Origin of the sequence: Natronorubrum marinum, assembly GCF_052040125.1 — an archaeon.
Classification (GTDB): Archaea; Halobacteriota; Halobacteria; order Halobacteriales; family Natrialbaceae; genus Natronorubrum.
In genome coordinates this window covers 484265-499088 of record NZ_JBPPFV010000002.1, presented here as the reverse complement: position 1 = coordinate 499088, position 14824 = coordinate 484265, and the positions used below count along the sequence as shown (strand labels likewise).

Genomic DNA, 14824 nt, shown 5'->3' with positions numbered 1-14824 from the left:
GATGGCGAACTGGCGGCCGACCCACTAATGGAGCGTAGGACTCGCGTTCTCGCGCTGGCCAGCCTCGTCATCGGATTGGCGACGTTCGTCTGGTCGAACTACGCCGCGGTGTTACCGGCCGTAGCCGCGGACTGGAGACTCACGGGGACCGAGTCCGGCCTGATTCATGCGGCCTTTTTCGCGGGGTATCTCGTGGCAATCTTGCCCGCCGGCTTCGTCGCCGACCGAACATCCGCGCGGTGGCTGGTCGGACTCTCCGCGACCGCGACCGGGCTCAGTAGCCTCGCGTTCGGGCTCGTCGCCGGTGGACTCGGCTCCGGGCTGCTCTTTCGGTTCCTCACGGGGCTGTGTTTCGCCGGCGTCTACGTCCCGGGGATGCGACTCGTCTCCGACTGGTATCCGCCGTCGATCCGCGGCCGAGCTATCGGGATCTACGTCGGCGTTTTTTCGGTCGGTAGCGGCGTCGTGTTTCCGATCGCCGGTGGTCTCGCCGCTCGAAGCGATTGGCGCGTCGCCATCGCCGCGACGAGCGCGGGCGTCGTCCTCGCGGGGCCGTTACTGATCGGACTCGCAGCCGACCACCCGAACCGGACGACCGCCGGGTTCGATCTCGATCTCTCGGTGTTTTCGAACCGAGCGTACCTGTACGCGGTCGGCGGCTACGTCGGACACAACTGGGAACTGTTCGCCGTTCAGAACTGGATCCTCGCCTATCTGGTCGTCACGCCAGCCGTCGTCGCGACCGGCAGCGCCTCGGCTGTCGGCGGCCTGCTCGCTGGGCTGGTCGTTGCGATCGGTGCCGTCGGCAACGTAGTCGCTGGTTGGGCCAGCGACGAGATCGGTCGGATTCCGCTGAGCGCGTTCGCGATGACCGTCGGCGGAATACTCACGCTCGCGTTAGGGTGGTTTTCGTTCTCTTCAGTGGTGATGTTGGTTGCCGTACTCGGGGTTTATGGAGTGCTGCTCGCGGCGGACAGTACACCGCTCTCGACCGCGATCACCGAACTCGTTGACGACGAACACACCGGTGCCGCACTGGCGGGACAGTCGCTTCTCGGGTTCGTCCCCGGCCTGCTTTCGCCCCTCGCGTTCGGAGTCGCACTGGATACCGACGGCTTCGGACTCGCGTTTGCGACGGCAGCGATCGGGGCACTAGTCGGGGTTTATTCGCTGTGGTTACTCCGGCGGCATCTTTGTGCAACCGGCTCAGTGACGGAATCGACTCTCAAATTCACAAACTGACCGCTAATCTATCACAACTCATCGAGTCTCGAGAGCGACGAACGAAATCGTCGCTCTCCGGTGCAAATTAAGTCGGACCAGAGCTGACAGGCACACCGTTTCTCTCGAGCGTTCTCTTTTCCCTGAAAGCGCGACGCATACGGTAACACGAGTTTATGTGCGAGAGATTGAAGCGAGTATTATATCTGTCGGTTGCGTAATTACTGCGGAGGGATGCCGTTCGAAGAGGTGTCCGGCGGACGAACTCTGTAACAGCATCCTCTGGGATGAGTGTTTATGCCGACGAACTCACGACGGGGAGAGAAGGAGGAAGTAGACGGAAATACGCGGACGGAGTCTGCCCAACCAGCGGATACAGATGTGGAACTGCACAACGTATTGACTCTCGAGACGGTCGAAAACGCTCTTGGGAGGCTTCTCGACGAGCGATACACTCAACTGCTGGTAGTCGGATTACGATATCCGCTGACGAACGTCGATCCGCTACGGACAGTTCTCGTCGGCGGGTTGTTGTTGTTTCCGCTCGTCGTCGCTAGCTGGCTGGTTCTCCTGAGTCCGGAGTCCATAAGAATCGATACTGGGGTTATACCAATAACAGCAAGCGGACGGCGCTGGTACATCATTCCAGTCCTTTTCTCGCTCATGTCACTCCCCGCAGTCGGGTATCTCGTCTACATCGTTCACCAGTCAGCGAACAGAAACGTTGCGTTGACTAGTTTCCCACACCACTCGGATCGTGCGGAGTGGAAAAAGCTGACAATCGTCGGAACGAAAGGGCTAGTTATCGCGTTTCTCTGCTTGCTGACTCCGTTGGCGTTCGTCTCTGGAATTATCGGCGGTCCAGCAGGCGGCTCGTTCTCCCAGCTATTCAATAATCTTGGGTTCGCCGACTACATCCTGCTACTCGGTGCACTCGTATTGATAGGCGTCTATCCGGCGACGGTCGGAACCTTCGTCGAACACGGGCGCGTCTCGAGTGGTATCAACGCACCGAAGCGACCGACCCTGTTTAGCAGACAATATCTGCGCGGAATTGCCGTGGTATTGACGCTGCTCGCGAGCGCTGGAGCGATGATTTATATCGCGTTTGGGATATTCAACACGGTAGCAGTGGGTATCATCGGTCCAGTCCTGTTCTATCTACTCGTTAGTGTTCATCACGTTATCGGGCTCACGTGGAGAGATGTGAACTCCGACGAGTCGGACGAAATCCCAGTGCTGCCGATCCTGAAAGATCACTCTTCGAAGACGGATCCTATCGCGGAGACTTTCGCCAGCGACGCGCAATTAAACCTCAACGAGATCGCAGGCTGGGAAGTCCGAACGCGGATCGACCGATTTGCCGTGCGGCTGTATCAGGGCATTCGAAAGTGGCCACTGATAATCGTCTCCATCTATCTCGTGGTTATACTCACGGTCCTTCAGGGAAGTTATCTGGAGTACTGGACCAGTTCGGCATCCGCAGAACAGTTGCGGTTTCTCGTCCTCTCGGTGGCTCCAGCGACTGCAACGGCGGGGTACATCTGGTACAAGTATCGGACCGAAAATACACCGTTTAGACCAATTGCGATCACGTTCGTTCTCGGGGCTGCAATCGCCCCGGCATTGGTTTACATCCAACAGACGATCGATCCGCTCTCGTCTATCGGGTTCGTCAGTGCCACAATATACTATCTCCTGTTCATCGCTCCGTTACAGGAGTTAGGTAAATTACTCGCAATCCGACTCTACGCCTATCGCTGTCGGTATTTCAATGCGGTGATAGACGGGGCAGTGTACGGGGCATTTGCTGGGCTGGGACTGGTCGTCGTATTGAACGCCACTATGATCCAGACTGGCATTCAGGACGGATCATTAGCAATGAGCGAGGTAGCCCTTTTCGCGGTTGTCTCACCGACTCACGTGCTGTTTACGGCGTTCACCGGATATTATCTCGGACTCGCCAAGTTCAATCCAAAGTTCGCTGGCGCGATTATCGTGAAAGGATTGCTCGTTATCGTAATGATCCGAACGTTCTACGAGATGGTTATCTACACGATCAATCAGTACACGGTCAACGTGACGACAGCGAATGCTCAGACGACCGTTCCGGAAGAGTACATGGCAGTGATCATCGCTCCCTTCCTCTTTCTCGTCTTGGTCATCATGCTTCGTCGAAAGCTATCGGCTTACGACCTCCTGTACAAGGAAGTTCGGAGCATCTATCAGAGTACCACTGAACAGTACGACGACGGTGAAGCGACCAATAGCACGGAAGAACGGATCGAAGAACTACTCAAACTGTACGACGCCGGCGTGATTACCGATCAGGAACTTCGCGATCTTACCGGTAGAATCTAACGAATCTCCGAAAGAGGTCCCGAGAGCTCTACTGTAGGTGTGTCTAACGGTGCACGTGTTGATTTCGTCTTCGTCCTATCGGACGAGCATCCTGTGCAGGTAGGGGTAATAGCTACGTTGCACCGACGACGGTGTATCTATGAGGACATTTGAGTCACCAAACTCCGTCCCTCTCCCGATTCAACAGGAATACGTAGTTTCTGTTAAATCTGCGACAACTGTTATCTCCCTCGTTCGCGAGTTAGTAGTAGTGAATCAGCATGCGAAAACACTCACGGCGGGTTATATTGCAAGGGGTGGCAGTCGGTACTGCTGGACTAGCTGGTTGTAGCGCACTCGGTATCTCGATCGGTGATGATGAAACCGATACCGGCACGGAAAACAGTAGCGAAGACAACGCTACTACAGCGGAAGAAGCAGACAACGCTACTACAGCGGAAGAAGCAGACAACGCTACTACAGCGGAAGAAGCAGACAACGCTACTACAGCGGAAGAAGCAGACAACGCTACCACAGCGGAAGAAGAGGATGTTTCGCTTTCGACATACACGAGCAGTAGTTATCCCTACAGCGTACTGTATCCTGATTCGTGGGCCGTTGACAACACCGACCCACAACTTGTAGTCTTTTCTGAAGGCCAGTCCGGTGGTACAATGGCGGTCAACGTGGAGGAGAAATACCACGAAGAGGAGACGGTTGGTCAAGCCACAGAACGGAAGAACCAGGATTGGAAACGGGAGTTCCCCGACTACGAGGTCCTAAACCACGAGCGGATCTCACTCCCAAACAATTACGTTGGGATGGTCATGGACACTACGTACACTAATGGTGGAGATTTAGTACGAGATAAGACACTGATAACTATTGACCAGTATCTGTACGTTGTTGAAGTTAATCGCTACGAGGCGGACTATACGGACCAGTTCGATGCTGTTGCAGCCGAAATTGCTGAATCATTCACTATAACTGATGATGATACGTTCTGATTACCAACTAACGTAATTCCGCTGTATTTGGCGTTGGCGAGAGTTCTGGCGAACGATACAAACTAGATGGAGCCTCGAGTAGAGGAACGTGCTCCTCGAGTCGTTACACGCCCGTCTCAAGTACAACGGAAACCTACACGCGCTCCGCTTCGAGCTCGATGACGTACTCGTTCGCTTGGTCGGGGCTCCGTGAGTCGATCCGGAGACGTATACTGTCCCCGTCAGCGAGGCCCTCGAGCGTCGTCCCTTCGACGGGCCAGTGTGGGGTGTCCATTTGGACGAACTGATCGTACGCCCAGAGCACGTTGTATCCTGCACCGACGTTCGTGTGCCTATTGGTGAGTTCGCCGGTGATCGCCGATCCGTCTATCGCGAGGTTCCAGTACTGGAGGAGCACCGGTGGCGGCCCGAGTTCCGGGTCGAGAACCTCGAGTGCGGAGACGAAGTTGAAATCGCCTTCGGTCGCCGGTGGAGTATCGGTGTGTTCCCCGAGCGTCGCAATCGCGACGCTGAACGGGTTGTCTTCCGTAGTCGCTTCACCTCGTAGCGACTCCGAAATGACGAGGCTCACGTTCTTTCGTACCGTGTTCCGGTGAGTGATTCCGAACTCGTCAGGCAGACAGAGTTCGAAGCCCCAGTCGTCCGTCGTGCAGGTCTCCGCGACGGTGCCGTAGTAGCCGATCGTCACGGAGGCGGTTCCTCGATACTCGCCGTGGAGGGTCGATAGATCCTGACCGGTTGCTGACTGCTGTGCGCTCACCACTGTCGGCATCGCCAGTCCCAAAAACGGGATCGCCCCGCTCGTCGCGAGGAAGCGTCGTCTTGATAGTGTCGTCATGGGCTGTTCGCTCACCGGGAATCGTAACTGGTCGGGTTCAATTTGGATCGATCCCGGCACCGACTCCTGATGTACACGTTATAGGCGTCTCGAGGGTATAAACCAGCCGTACGAATTCGCCGTCGCGTTCTTCGTGCGATCGCCGTAGCCGCGTTTCGAATTCACGTTCGCGTCGAAATCACGTTCGAGCCGTCTCGGCCTCCGCTCTCGCAGCCTCGATCTTCTCCTCCAACTTTTTCAGCACAGTGTATTTGAACTCGTCGGGCATCTGCCCGTACGTGATATCGACGGTCAACATCGCGTCACAGTCGTCGACGATCTCGGGTGCCCAGCTTCCCTGGGCGAGCTTCGAGGTCTCGGTGACGACGGCCTCGCCGTCTTCGACGTCGATGAACGCCGTGACGGTGTTCCAGATGTTGGGATTGGTCGTCGTCGCCTCGTCGAACAGGCCCTCGAGTCGCGACTCCTTGATCGGTTCGTCGGCGACTTTCTCGCGTAAGTCCTCGAGCGCGTCGGCTAAGGCCTCGTACTCCGCGGCGGGACGTTCGGAATCGTCGAGGATCATCGGGACCACCTCGAGTCGGTGTTGAGACGCATGAGGTGCACGTTGGGACCGGACCACTAAGTCTTCCGTCCTTCGTCGCCGCGATTGCCCGGAAAACGTCGAGTTCGGCGTCACGGGATCGATCTGCTGTAGCCAAAGCGGTCGCGGCGCTGTCGCTCAGGAGACGACTGGGCGGCGAACCGGTATCGAGATCGATGCTCGAGTCGACGCTACTCCGCACTCGCTCCGGAGCTTGGCTCCCCTCCCTCGTCGTCGACCGCGACGAACGTACTCGCGCCACACGAACAGTCTTGCTGTCCGATGAGTCGAATAGTCCCATCGGGCCACTCTCGTGCAGCGTATACCGATCCACATGCCTCACACGCGGCGAGAACCCGCGTGACGTCGTCTTTGTGTGCCATCCCACGATATGAGGAGGCGAATAGATGGAATGAACCTTTCTACTCGAGAAACCGTCAGGTGAAAAAGAGAAAATGTTACCAGAACCAGTGTCTCAAACGATAGGTTCGATATCACTACGGGCGGTTCGAAGACACCGGATTAGATAGTCTGCTTGTCAGTATGTCACTTCTGTCACGTTCGAGTCGCAATCAACGGTCGGTGGAATATCGGTTTCCTCGAGAACCAGTCGGCCGTCTCAGTAGCCGTTCGAAGACGTATTGCAGTCCACGACGTTCGTCAGCGGAGGCACGATACGCCCCCTGATATAATGTTTCGAGCCACTGGATCGGTCAATATCGCCGTACTCGAGCGAACGATCCATTTCTGTTAGATTTAGTGACATCCTATTTAATAACGGTCCCCTCGACGCCCCATCCGTAGCGATGACCGACCGGTTCGGGGGTCGCGTGCGGGCAGTGTGCCGGGGTTCGGGGAGTGCGACGTCTCACACCGGTACGCGACGGGGACGACGGCGACAAGAACCGCGGGTCGAGACCGCCGCCGCCGATTCGTTCCGATTCGGACGGATGCACTCGAGGCGCGGCCCCGGTCGCGACCGATACGAAAGTCGACGGACGCGGACGCAGGACCGTGCGGGGAGATAACGGGACGTGGCCGGACCGACGAACGCGATGCGAACGCAGATCCAGACCAACAGATGACCAACTACGATTCGAAGCGAGACAGACCGACGGACTCACAGCGGGATGCGATTATCGTCGACGTCGTCGAGGCGTTGGCCGAAGCCGACCGACTCGAGCTAGAGGAGGTCGAGTACACCCTCTACGAGTATATCAATCCGATGGTCCTCACGGAGTTAGCCACCCAGGACACCGGCACGTGGACGTTTCGGTTCGACATCGCCGACCACGAGGTGACGATGACGAGCGACGGTCGGCTGTTCGTCGACGGCGTTCTCTGTCGGGACGACCTGCTGTTAGAACGGTCGTCGACATGCGCCTACAGGTAACCGTCTCGAGTCCGTTGCAAAGAGCCGGCGGTACCCGGCGTGTTCGCTACGGGACAACCGCCGTCGCGAGGACGCTCGCCGCGAGGACGCCCGCGGTGGCCGTCCCTGCTCCCCGCGTCCCGCTCACAGCAGCAGCGAGACGATCGCGAGCACGAGGAAGATCAGTACGAGCCACTTTGCGATGGCCATGGACATGCCTGCGACGCCGCCCGCGCCGAGCGCGCCGGCGATGATCGCGATCACGAAGAACAACAGTGCGAGTTCTAACATACCGCTACGTACGTCAGTTCGATGGAAGTGAATTCGGCCTGAATACGCCACAGACACGCTCCCGTATCGGTGATATCGTCACGTCGGTCGACGTCGAAACGGTCCGTCTCTCGGGTTTCGGACCTGTTCCGTCCCGCTCGCGCTCGAGCAACGTCCTCTCGACGATGAGCACTGCATAGTCCAGCAAAACCCGTGGTTTGGACGAGCAAGGGATCGCGAATAGAATCGATCAGCACCAGGATATAACCGATAGCCAGTCGCCGCCGTCCCGTCGAAACGGCGGTCGGAACTCCGTCGCCGAAGCCGCTACTCGTTGAGATGCGAGCGATAGCCTTTCGGTTCGAATCCCCGCCGACAGATAACCCGCTTGCGGCCGACGGTAATCGCGCTAACCTGGCCGTCGTCTTCCATGTTGCTGATTACGTCCTCGAGGTGGTCGTCCGTCCACCCGGTCTCGTTGCGGACCGTCGATCGATCGACGCGACCGCCGCGTTTGACGAGCAGTCTGAGAATCTTGTCCTCGTCGGGGAGATCACGTTCATCGACGCCGTACTCGATCTCCTCGGCGTAACTCAGTGTTTCGTCGTCCATCTCGTCCGATTCGTCCGTCGCAGCGTCACCATCCGCCGTCTCGTCGGTCGAACCGGTCGACCAGAGTGACGAGAGGCGGGTCCAGAGTGTCTTGAATACCATTGTCGATCACCCGCTTGGGAACCGAACGCCGTTCCAACGCGTACTGTCCGTGTATTGTTGTTTCATTTGTCACCTATCCCTGTCGCTGCTCGTTACGGTATGACTATCGTAATGTCACCATCATCGAATAGCGACGGCCTTGCGACCCGCAAGTTGGTTATCACTTCAACGACCCGACACGCATGATGCGTGTGCACAGTGCTCATAGCCGATCACGCACCCGACGAACGATCTCGTCGACGTCGTACGTCTCCTCGTGCTTCTCGAAAACGGGTTCGTCGTCGACATGGACCGCGAAGACTCCGTTCGCGCCCGTCGCAAGCGTCACCGCCTCGAGTTGCTCGCCGAAAGTCGACAGCAGCGCATGCTGGAGGTCCTCGGCCTGCTCGAGGAAACCACAGGGGACGCAGTATTCGATCTCGACGCTCGTCATAGGAGACGATTCACCATCCCGATACAAATCAGTTCGGTAGCCAGTGCATTCTCGCCGTCGGAGTCTCAGTCTCGATTATGACGATTGCTCAATAGGTTATCGGTCCGTTACGTTTCCAGTCTCGAGATAGGCCTTCGCGAGCGCGCTGAGCGCCTCGTGGTGGTTCGTCGAGTGCGGTGCGGTGAGCGGTGAGACGCTGATTCGTCCCTCGACGACGGCTCGCCGGTCGGTTCCGCCGGGATCGGGAAGCGTTTCGGGATCCATTTGCTCCCAGATGCGGTCTCGCATGTGGACGCGCGACCCGTCGCGCTCGGCGTCCATCTCGTAGCGTTTCGAGGGGGTGGTGATCTCGATCGGTGCGGGATCGCCGTCGGCGACCGGGACGTTGACGTTGAGGTAGGCAGCGTGGTCGAAGACGCCGGCCTCGAGCGCGTTATCGACCAGGTACGACGTCACGCGGGTCGCCTCGGCGTACTCCTCGGGACCCAGCTCGATCTCGGACAACGGCGTGTCCGAGACTGGGACGTACATCGACGTCGCGATGGCGGGGACGTCGAAGAAGGCGGCCTCGACCGCGGCGCTGATCGTCCCCGAACGGCCGAGGACGTACTCGCCCAGGTTCGCCCCCTTGTTACAGCCCGCGACGACGATGTCGGGGTCGGGCCCGAGTTCGGCCAATCCGGCGACGACGCAGTCGGCGGGGGTGCCGTAGACGGCGTACCCCAGGTCGCGCTCTTCGACGTCGACTTCGTGCGACATCGAGCGGCCGCAGGCGCTCTGGTCGGTCGCCGGAGCGACGACGGTTACGTTGGCGTGTTCGGCGAGGGCGTCGTGCAGCGCCCTGATACCTGTACTCTGGATCCCGTCGTCGTTCGTCAACAGGATCTCGAGTGGGTCGCTCATAGCTGTCGGGTCGGAGGCCGGCGCGAAAAGCCCACCGCTTCGGCGGATCGAGTGCACCGTTCCGGCGAGTCGAGGTGATTCGCGGACGAAAAGGCGGTGCGAACCGACTTCAGCCGATACGATCCACGATCGTCTCCTCGTCGACGACCAGGTTGTACGCGCCTTCGTCGTCGTTCCAGAGCGCGAGAATCTGTTCGAACGAGCAGATCTCGCCGTAGTCGGCCTTGAGTAATGGCCGATTGAGCGACGTTTCACCCGTGAGGACGGCGTAGTGGTCGATGGACTCGCTCCCGTCGCTGATCTTGAACAGCGGATTCGAGCGGTTCGAACCGTCCCCGTAGTCGCCGTCGTCGCCGCCGCTCAGCGACCGACTGAGTTTCGCCGCGACGAGATCGATCCGGTTCGTCACGTGTCGGTCCATGTCGGTCATGCGCGCCCAGTCGCTGGCCTTGAGCGAGACGTTCATCCGCCGTCGCCCGTCGAGGCGCAACTGCGAGTAGGAGAACTGGACGTCGACGTTGACGAACTCGCCGGGCGCGTGCTCCTCGTCGTGTTCGGGCGTCGCCTCGTCGAACTTTCGCTGAAAGGACGGGACCTCGAGGTCGGCTCTGGCGTCGAACGACCAGCCGCGGTCCGTCGGCCGCGCGCCCGACCAGAGTCGAACGGTGGGTCCGTAGACGGTGACCCGTCCGTGTCGTCCGGCGTCGGTGGAACCGCCAGTTTCCTCAGAACGGGCGCTCCCGTCGCCGTCGTCGACATCCTCAACGGACTCGCTCCCGCCGACCCCCATCTCCTCGGGGGTCCAGATGCGCTCGTCCTCGAGTTCCCGCTCGATCTCGCGCAACTGGATGCTCGTGTTCTTGTCCGCGGGGGACATCGCGAGCAGCGTCCCGTCGGGGGCGAGCAACTCGAGTGCGGAGCGCGCGACGGCGACGGGCTCTTCGAGTTCGCTCAAGACGTTCGCGGCGATCACGAGGTCGAACCCGTCGTCGGGCGCCGTCGGATCGAAGCCGCTGGCGGTTCCGTCGGCACCGCTCGCGTTGCCGTCCGAGCCGGCGTCGGCACCGCCGGTCCCGTTCGCGACGACGCCCGGATCGAACGCTTCGACCGTCGTTCGGTGGATCGTCGGGTGGACGTTCCGTCCGGTCTCCTCGAGCAGTTCCTCGAGGACGTCCGCGGCCGCGCTGGGTTCGATGGCGTGGTAGTCGACTAAGGCGTCGTCGGGGAGGTAGTCGCACAGTCCCAGCGCGGGACCGCCGACGCCCGCACCGATGTCGAGCACGCGGAGATTGCGACCCAGCAGCCCGCTTTCGGCGAGGTCGTCGAGCGCGTACTGCACCGCGGCGTAGTAGCCCGGCAGGTGGTAGATCGCGTAGCCCGCCGCGACGTCGTCGTCGTACTCGACGTGCTGGCGCTCGAGGTAGCGGGCTTTGAACCGTCGAACCGTCGACCGCAGGAGGTCGCCGGTGGCGTCCTCGTGCCAGTCGACGCCGTAGCGATCGACCAGGAAGTCCTCGAGTCGGCGTTCGTAGGCGGCGGGAAACCGCTCGACGGGACCCCGGTTCGGACGAACCGGCTCGTCGTCGACGGGGACGAAGGTGCCGTCGTCGTCCTCGAGCAGTCCGAGGTCGGGGGCCTCCTCTCGGAGGAGTTGGCGAACGACGGCCGGGTGCGGATTCCCGTCGATGTAGTCGCAGATCTCTTCGGGATCGATCGGTCTGACGTTGCGTAGATACTTGGTGTTCGAGCGGACGGCCTCGCGTTGGTCGGTCATTTGGGAGTTTCGTTGGTCGCGTCGTCGGTCGTCTCGGTGTGGTCGCGCGCATCGTCGTGGTCGGCCGTCTCGGTCCGACTCCCCGCCTCGTCGGCGGGAGGCTCGGGCTGCCACTGGCCGGCGGCCTCGCGGTACAGCGACTCGAGTTCCTCGGCGTCGGCGTCGGCGACGGTCGCGGCCGCGTCGGCGACGGCGTCGGCACCGTCGAACGTCTGTTGAATATCCGCGTAGACTCGCGGAGTTCCCTCGGTGAACTGCTCGGTCAGGGTTCGCAGCCCCTCGTAAATCGGCGTCTCGAACCCGTCCGGCACCGAGTCCGCGGCGAGGGCGAAAGAGAGGACGGCGGCGTGGGTCGTCGCCTGAACCGTCTCCATCGCGTCGTCGTGTTCCGCCGCCGTCGTCTCGAGGAGGTCGTTACCGCCCGCGTCGAGGCTCTCGAGGAGCGCCTCGACCGTCGGTCCGGACTCGTCGCGCACGACCGCGATCGACCCGGGGGCCCGCTCGGGTGCGAACAGCGGGTGCAGGCTCGCTCGTTCGAGGTCCGGTGCGTGTTCGGCCATCGCCTCGAGCGGCGGCCCCATCACGCCTGAGACGTCGAGAATCGCCTGTTCGGCCCGATCGGCGTGGTCGGCGATCGCGTCGACGACGTGAGTCATCGGCACCGCGAGACAGACGACGTCGTAGCTGTCCGTTCCCTCGAGCGCCGTCGTCTCGGCGTCACCTCCTACCCGTTCGGCCGCGGTGGCCGCGGCGTCGGCGTCCACGTCGGCGAACGTCACGGTAGCGTCCGTGGCGCGGCCAAACCACGTCCCCATCGCACCCGCGCCGACGATCAGTACGTCCATCGCTCGCTCCTACCGCCCGGCATCGCAAAAGCCGTTCGATCGATATGCTCGAGTGACTGTCGGCGCAGCGGATCGGTCGTCGGTTCGGCAATGCGATACGTTTCCGCTCCCGTCGGGTCGGCGACCTGCCGATAGTGTGTCAACACCACCCAAGCTCTAAATCCGAGGTCGTCGTACCGACCCTATGGGAGCGATGGAGCGACCGGCGTTTTCCTCGGACGCGCGCAAACGGCTCTACGAGTACGTCGAACGGAACGGGACCGTCAAGCGACACAAGTTACTGGACGTCGTGTCGCTCCCCTCCGAGGAGTTTCGAGAGCACCTTGAGGGGCTGAAATCGGACGGCTACCTGCAAGAGGAAGACGGAACGCTCGAGATCGCCCTCGAGTTCGGCGCGGTCACGGAGTACGAGACCGACGACTGTGCGTTCCTCATCCGCCCCGGCAGGCAGGCCGATTTCGACGGGCTCATCGACACGATTCGGGACGTGACCGCCGCGGAGACGTACGTCGTCGCGGAGACCATCGCGGAGGAACTGCTCTACGAGGACGCCGTCAGCCGCCACAACAGCGTCAGCTCTCGGATGTTCTTCGTCGCGACGGTCGACGGCGACGTCGTCGGCTGGACGCACCTCGATCTGCCCCAGACCGAGCACGCACAGGGCACGGCCCAACAGACGGTCGGCGTCCGCGAGGCGTACCGAGGTCACGGGATCGGTACCAAACTGCTCGCCCGCGGCGTCGAGTGGGCTGAAGCCAACGGCTTTCGGAAGGTGTACAACAGCGTGCCGATCACCAACGAGCGCGCGCTCGAGTTCCTCACCGTCCACGGCTGGGACACCGAGGCAATTCGACGAGATCATTACGAAATCGACGGGGAGTGCGTCGATGAGGTGATGATGGCCTACGAGCTGTAGCTGACGCTGCTCTCGGCGAGTGGTCACGACTCTGAGGTCTCCGTAGGCCTGCAATACATACCGGAGGGCCCCGGAGTACCGGTATGACCACGATCGGTATCGTTGGTGCCGGTGCGGCGGCCGCAGCCGCGGCGTACGCGCTCGAGGACGAACTCAACGACCCCGAGATCACGGTCCTCGAGAAGTCCCGCGGCCTCTGCGGGCGCGCGGCGACCCGTCGCCGGGACGACGTGATCTACGACTACGGCGCGAATTACGTCAAATCTGACGACGAGCGCGTCGTCGAGTTACTGACGCAGACGCTCGATGCCGACGGGTTGGTCGACGTTACTGACCCCGTTTGGACCTTCGACAGCACGGGCGAGGTGTCGGAGGGCCGGGATGCGGACGAACACAAGTGGAGCTACGAGTCGGGACTGACTCAGCTCGCGAAGCGACTCTTCTCGCGGACCGATGCCACGATTCACCGCGAGACGCGCGTAGAGACGGTGATTCGGGACGACAATGCGGAACGTTGGCGGCTCGAGGATGCGAACGGCGAGCGATGGGGACCGTTCGACGCGATTCTGCTGAATCCGCCCGCGCCCCAGACCGCCGAGTTGCTGCGGACCGCGGCGTGGGACGCCGAGATTCGTGACGAACTCGTCGACGTCATCGACGACGTTCCGTATCGGACGATTTGGACGGGCGTCTTCCACTACCCGTTCGAACTCGAGCAACCCTACTACGCGCTGGTCAACACGGACAAGGAACACGAAATCGGCTGGATCTCACGGGAGGAGTGCAAATCCGGCCACGTCCCCGAGGGCGAGTCGCTGCTAATCGTACAAGCGAGTCCCGAGTGGTCCGCCGATCGGTACGACGAAGATTCGGCGGCGAATCTCGAGACACTCGCCGAGCTGACTGCGGCCATCGTCGAGGACGATCGCCTGCTCGAGCCCGACTGGACGGACCACCAGGGCTGGCGCTACGCGCTGCCGGAGGATGGCGTCGACCGGGATCCCCTTCGACGCGCTGAGGAGATGAGTCTGTACTGTCTCGGCGACTGGGTCGCCGGCGAGGGCCGGTTACACGCCGCGTTACGGAGTGGACTCGAGGTCGGGGAACGCGTTTGAATCGGGTGCGTCGTGCCGGAAATCGAGCGCGTCTTCCCTTCCGGCGCCTCGCCGATCGGTCGAGCGAGTTTTCCAGCACATTTTTCCGGATCAGTGCTTGCCGATGCAGCCCGTGTGATAAAACGAACTCGCGCTGGACGCTCAGGTGGAGGTCACAATGGCATCACCACAACGACGACCGGACTCCTCGAGTCTCGCCGAAGTGCTCGACCGCATCCTCGACAAGGGCGTCGTCATCGACGTCTGGGCGCGCGTCTCCGTCGTCGGGATCGAGCTCCTGACGATCGAAGCCCGCGTCGTCGTCGCCTCGGTCGACACCTTCCTCCACTACGCGGAGGAGATCGCGAAGATCGAGCAAGCGACGGCGGAAGGCGGCTTAGAAGAACTGGAGGAGCTCGAGGTCGAACAGCGGGCGGAATCGTCGCCCGAGTCGGCGACCGAGTGACGCTCGATCGGCCGGTTCGTCACTCGCGCTTCGGCTCGACCCGCGGGA

15 protein-coding genes are annotated in these 14824 nt (G+C 61.0%); 7 read left to right on the top strand and 8 right to left on the bottom strand.

The window, feature by feature from the left end:
• The first annotated feature begins 27 nt into the window (after window positions 1-27).
• The 3 genes from ACSFC5_RS12115 (at window position 28) to ACSFC5_RS12105 (ending at window position 4568) form a co-directional block, all read left to right on the top strand.
• Window positions 28-1242 carry an MFS transporter gene (locus ACSFC5_RS12115; RefSeq protein WP_440765507.1) on the top strand — a complete coding sequence of 405 codons (1215 nt, stop codon included), beginning with the start codon at window positions 28-30 and terminating at the stop codon, window positions 1240-1242.
• Window positions 1243-1518: 276 nt separating this feature from the next.
• The gene (locus ACSFC5_RS12110) at window positions 1519-3582 is read left to right on the top strand and encodes a PrsW family glutamic-type intramembrane protease (RefSeq protein WP_440765506.1); all 2064 of its coding nucleotides are present in this window, start codon (window positions 1519-1521) and stop codon (window positions 3580-3582) included.
• 296 nt (window positions 3583-3878) lie between these two features.
• Window positions 3879-4568: a PsbP-related protein gene (locus tag ACSFC5_RS12105; protein ID WP_440765505.1), complete on the top strand. Its 690-nt coding sequence runs from the start codon at window positions 3879-3881 to the stop codon at window positions 4566-4568.
• A 133-nt stretch (window positions 4569-4701) separates the two neighbouring features.
• On the opposite strand, the gene ACSFC5_RS12100 is transcribed toward ACSFC5_RS12105, so the two are convergent.
• Both ACSFC5_RS12100 and ACSFC5_RS12095 read right to left on the bottom strand, forming a co-directional pair.
• Window positions 4702-5406, bottom strand: coding sequence for a hypothetical protein (locus tag ACSFC5_RS12100; RefSeq protein ID WP_440765504.1), 705 nt, complete (start codon window positions 5404-5406; stop codon window positions 4702-4704).
• Between the two features lie 178 nt (window positions 5407-5584).
• Window positions 5585-5971 (bottom strand): hypothetical protein, encoded by a 387-nt coding sequence (locus tag ACSFC5_RS12095; RefSeq protein WP_440765503.1) that lies wholly within the window; start codon window positions 5969-5971, stop codon window positions 5585-5587.
• 1099 nt (window positions 5972-7070) lie between these two features.
• Between ACSFC5_RS12095 and ACSFC5_RS12090 the strand changes: the two genes are divergently transcribed.
• Complete coding sequence (locus tag ACSFC5_RS12090) at window positions 7071-7382, top strand: HalOD1 output domain-containing protein (RefSeq protein WP_440765502.1); 312 nt, start codon at window positions 7071-7073, stop codon at window positions 7380-7382.
• Between the two features lie 123 nt (window positions 7383-7505).
• Here the strand turns inward: ACSFC5_RS12090 and ACSFC5_RS12085 are convergent, their stop codons facing one another.
• From ACSFC5_RS12085 to ACSFC5_RS12060, 6 genes are all read right to left on the bottom strand, one after another.
• Window positions 7506-7652, bottom strand: coding sequence for a DUF1328 family protein (locus tag ACSFC5_RS12085; protein WP_440765501.1), 147 nt, complete (start codon window positions 7650-7652; stop codon window positions 7506-7508).
• A gap of 306 nt (window positions 7653-7958) precedes the next feature.
• The gene (locus tag ACSFC5_RS12080; RefSeq protein WP_440765500.1) at window positions 7959-8345 is read right to left on the bottom strand and encodes a helix-turn-helix transcriptional regulator; all 387 of its coding nucleotides are present in this window, start codon (window positions 8343-8345) and stop codon (window positions 7959-7961) included.
• A gap of 202 nt (window positions 8346-8547) precedes the next feature.
• Window positions 8548-8778, bottom strand: coding sequence for an Rdx family protein (locus ACSFC5_RS12075; RefSeq protein WP_440765499.1), 231 nt, complete (start codon window positions 8776-8778; stop codon window positions 8548-8550).
• Between the two features lie 96 nt (window positions 8779-8874).
• Window positions 8875-9681 (bottom strand): 5'/3'-nucleotidase SurE, encoded by an 807-nt coding sequence (gene surE, locus ACSFC5_RS12070; RefSeq protein ID WP_440765498.1) that lies wholly within the window; start codon window positions 9679-9681, stop codon window positions 8875-8877.
• Window positions 9682-9790: 109 nt separating this feature from the next.
• Complete coding sequence (locus ACSFC5_RS12065; protein WP_440765497.1) at window positions 9791-11455, bottom strand: small ribosomal subunit Rsm22 family protein; 1665 nt, start codon at window positions 11453-11455, stop codon at window positions 9791-9793.
• The gene (locus ACSFC5_RS12060; protein ID WP_440765496.1) at window positions 11452-12300 is read right to left on the bottom strand and encodes a prephenate dehydrogenase/arogenate dehydrogenase family protein; all 849 of its coding nucleotides are present in this window, start codon (window positions 12298-12300) and stop codon (window positions 11452-11454) included. Before ACSFC5_RS12060 ends, ACSFC5_RS12065 begins: the two co-directional genes overlap by 4 nt.
• A 184-nt stretch (window positions 12301-12484) precedes the next feature.
• Here ACSFC5_RS12060 and ACSFC5_RS12055 point away from each other — a divergent pair, with 184 nt between their 5' ends.
• The 3 genes from ACSFC5_RS12055 to gvpA all read left to right on the top strand — a co-directional run bounded on the left by ACSFC5_RS12055 (window position 12485) and on the right by gvpA (window position 14776).
• Window positions 12485-13216: a GNAT family N-acetyltransferase gene (locus ACSFC5_RS12055; RefSeq protein WP_440765495.1), complete on the top strand. Its 732-nt coding sequence runs from the start codon at window positions 12485-12487 to the stop codon at window positions 13214-13216.
• 83 nt (window positions 13217-13299) lie between these two features.
• Window positions 13300-14331, top strand: coding sequence for an NAD(P)/FAD-dependent oxidoreductase (locus ACSFC5_RS12050; protein WP_440765494.1), 1032 nt, complete (start codon window positions 13300-13302; stop codon window positions 14329-14331).
• A gap of 157 nt (window positions 14332-14488) precedes the next feature.
• Window positions 14489-14776 (top strand): gas vesicle protein GvpA, encoded by a 288-nt coding sequence (gene gvpA, locus ACSFC5_RS12045; RefSeq protein ID WP_440765493.1) that lies wholly within the window; start codon window positions 14489-14491, stop codon window positions 14774-14776.
• Window positions 14777-14824: the final 48 nt, after the last annotated feature.

Excerpts from the sequence above, each read along its gene's own strand:
- ACSFC5_RS12115 (WP_440765507.1), top strand. The coding sequence starts at position 28 with ATGGAGCGTAGGACTCGCGTTCTCGCGCTGGCCAGCCTCGTCATCGGA.
- ACSFC5_RS12110 (WP_440765506.1), top strand. The coding sequence starts at position 1,519 with ATGCCGACGAACTCACGACGGGGAGAGAAGGAGGAAGTAGACGGAAAT.
- ACSFC5_RS12100 (WP_440765504.1), bottom strand. The coding sequence starts at position 5,406 with ATGACGACACTATCAAGACGACGCTTCCTCGCGACGAGCGGGGCGATC.
- ACSFC5_RS12095 (WP_440765503.1), bottom strand. The coding sequence starts at position 5,971 with ATGATCCTCGACGATTCCGAACGTCCCGCCGCGGAGTACGAGGCCTTA.
- ACSFC5_RS12090 (WP_440765502.1), top strand. The coding sequence starts at position 7,071 with ATGACCAACTACGATTCGAAGCGAGACAGACCGACGGACTCACAGCGG.
- ACSFC5_RS12085 (WP_440765501.1), bottom strand. The coding sequence starts at position 7,652 with ATGTTAGAACTCGCACTGTTGTTCTTCGTGATCGCGATCATCGCCGGC.
- ACSFC5_RS12080 (WP_440765500.1), bottom strand. The coding sequence starts at position 8,345 with ATGGTATTCAAGACACTCTGGACCCGCCTCTCGTCACTCTGGTCGACC.
- ACSFC5_RS12075 (WP_440765499.1), bottom strand. The coding sequence starts at position 8,778 with ATGACGAGCGTCGAGATCGAATACTGCGTCCCCTGTGGTTTCCTCGAG.
- surE (WP_440765498.1), bottom strand. The coding sequence starts at position 9,681 with ATGAGCGACCCACTCGAGATCCTGTTGACGAACGACGACGGGATCCAG.
- ACSFC5_RS12065 (WP_440765497.1), bottom strand. The coding sequence starts at position 11,455 with ATGACCGACCAACGCGAGGCCGTCCGCTCGAACACCAAGTATCTACGC.
- ACSFC5_RS12060 (WP_440765496.1), bottom strand. The coding sequence starts at position 12,300 with ATGGACGTACTGATCGTCGGCGCGGGTGCGATGGGGACGTGGTTTGGC.
- ACSFC5_RS12055 (WP_440765495.1), top strand. The coding sequence starts at position 12,485 with ATGGGAGCGATGGAGCGACCGGCGTTTTCCTCGGACGCGCGCAAACGG.
- ACSFC5_RS12050 (WP_440765494.1), top strand. The coding sequence starts at position 13,300 with ATGACCACGATCGGTATCGTTGGTGCCGGTGCGGCGGCCGCAGCCGCG.
- gvpA (WP_440765493.1), top strand. The coding sequence starts at position 14,489 with ATGGCATCACCACAACGACGACCGGACTCCTCGAGTCTCGCCGAAGTG.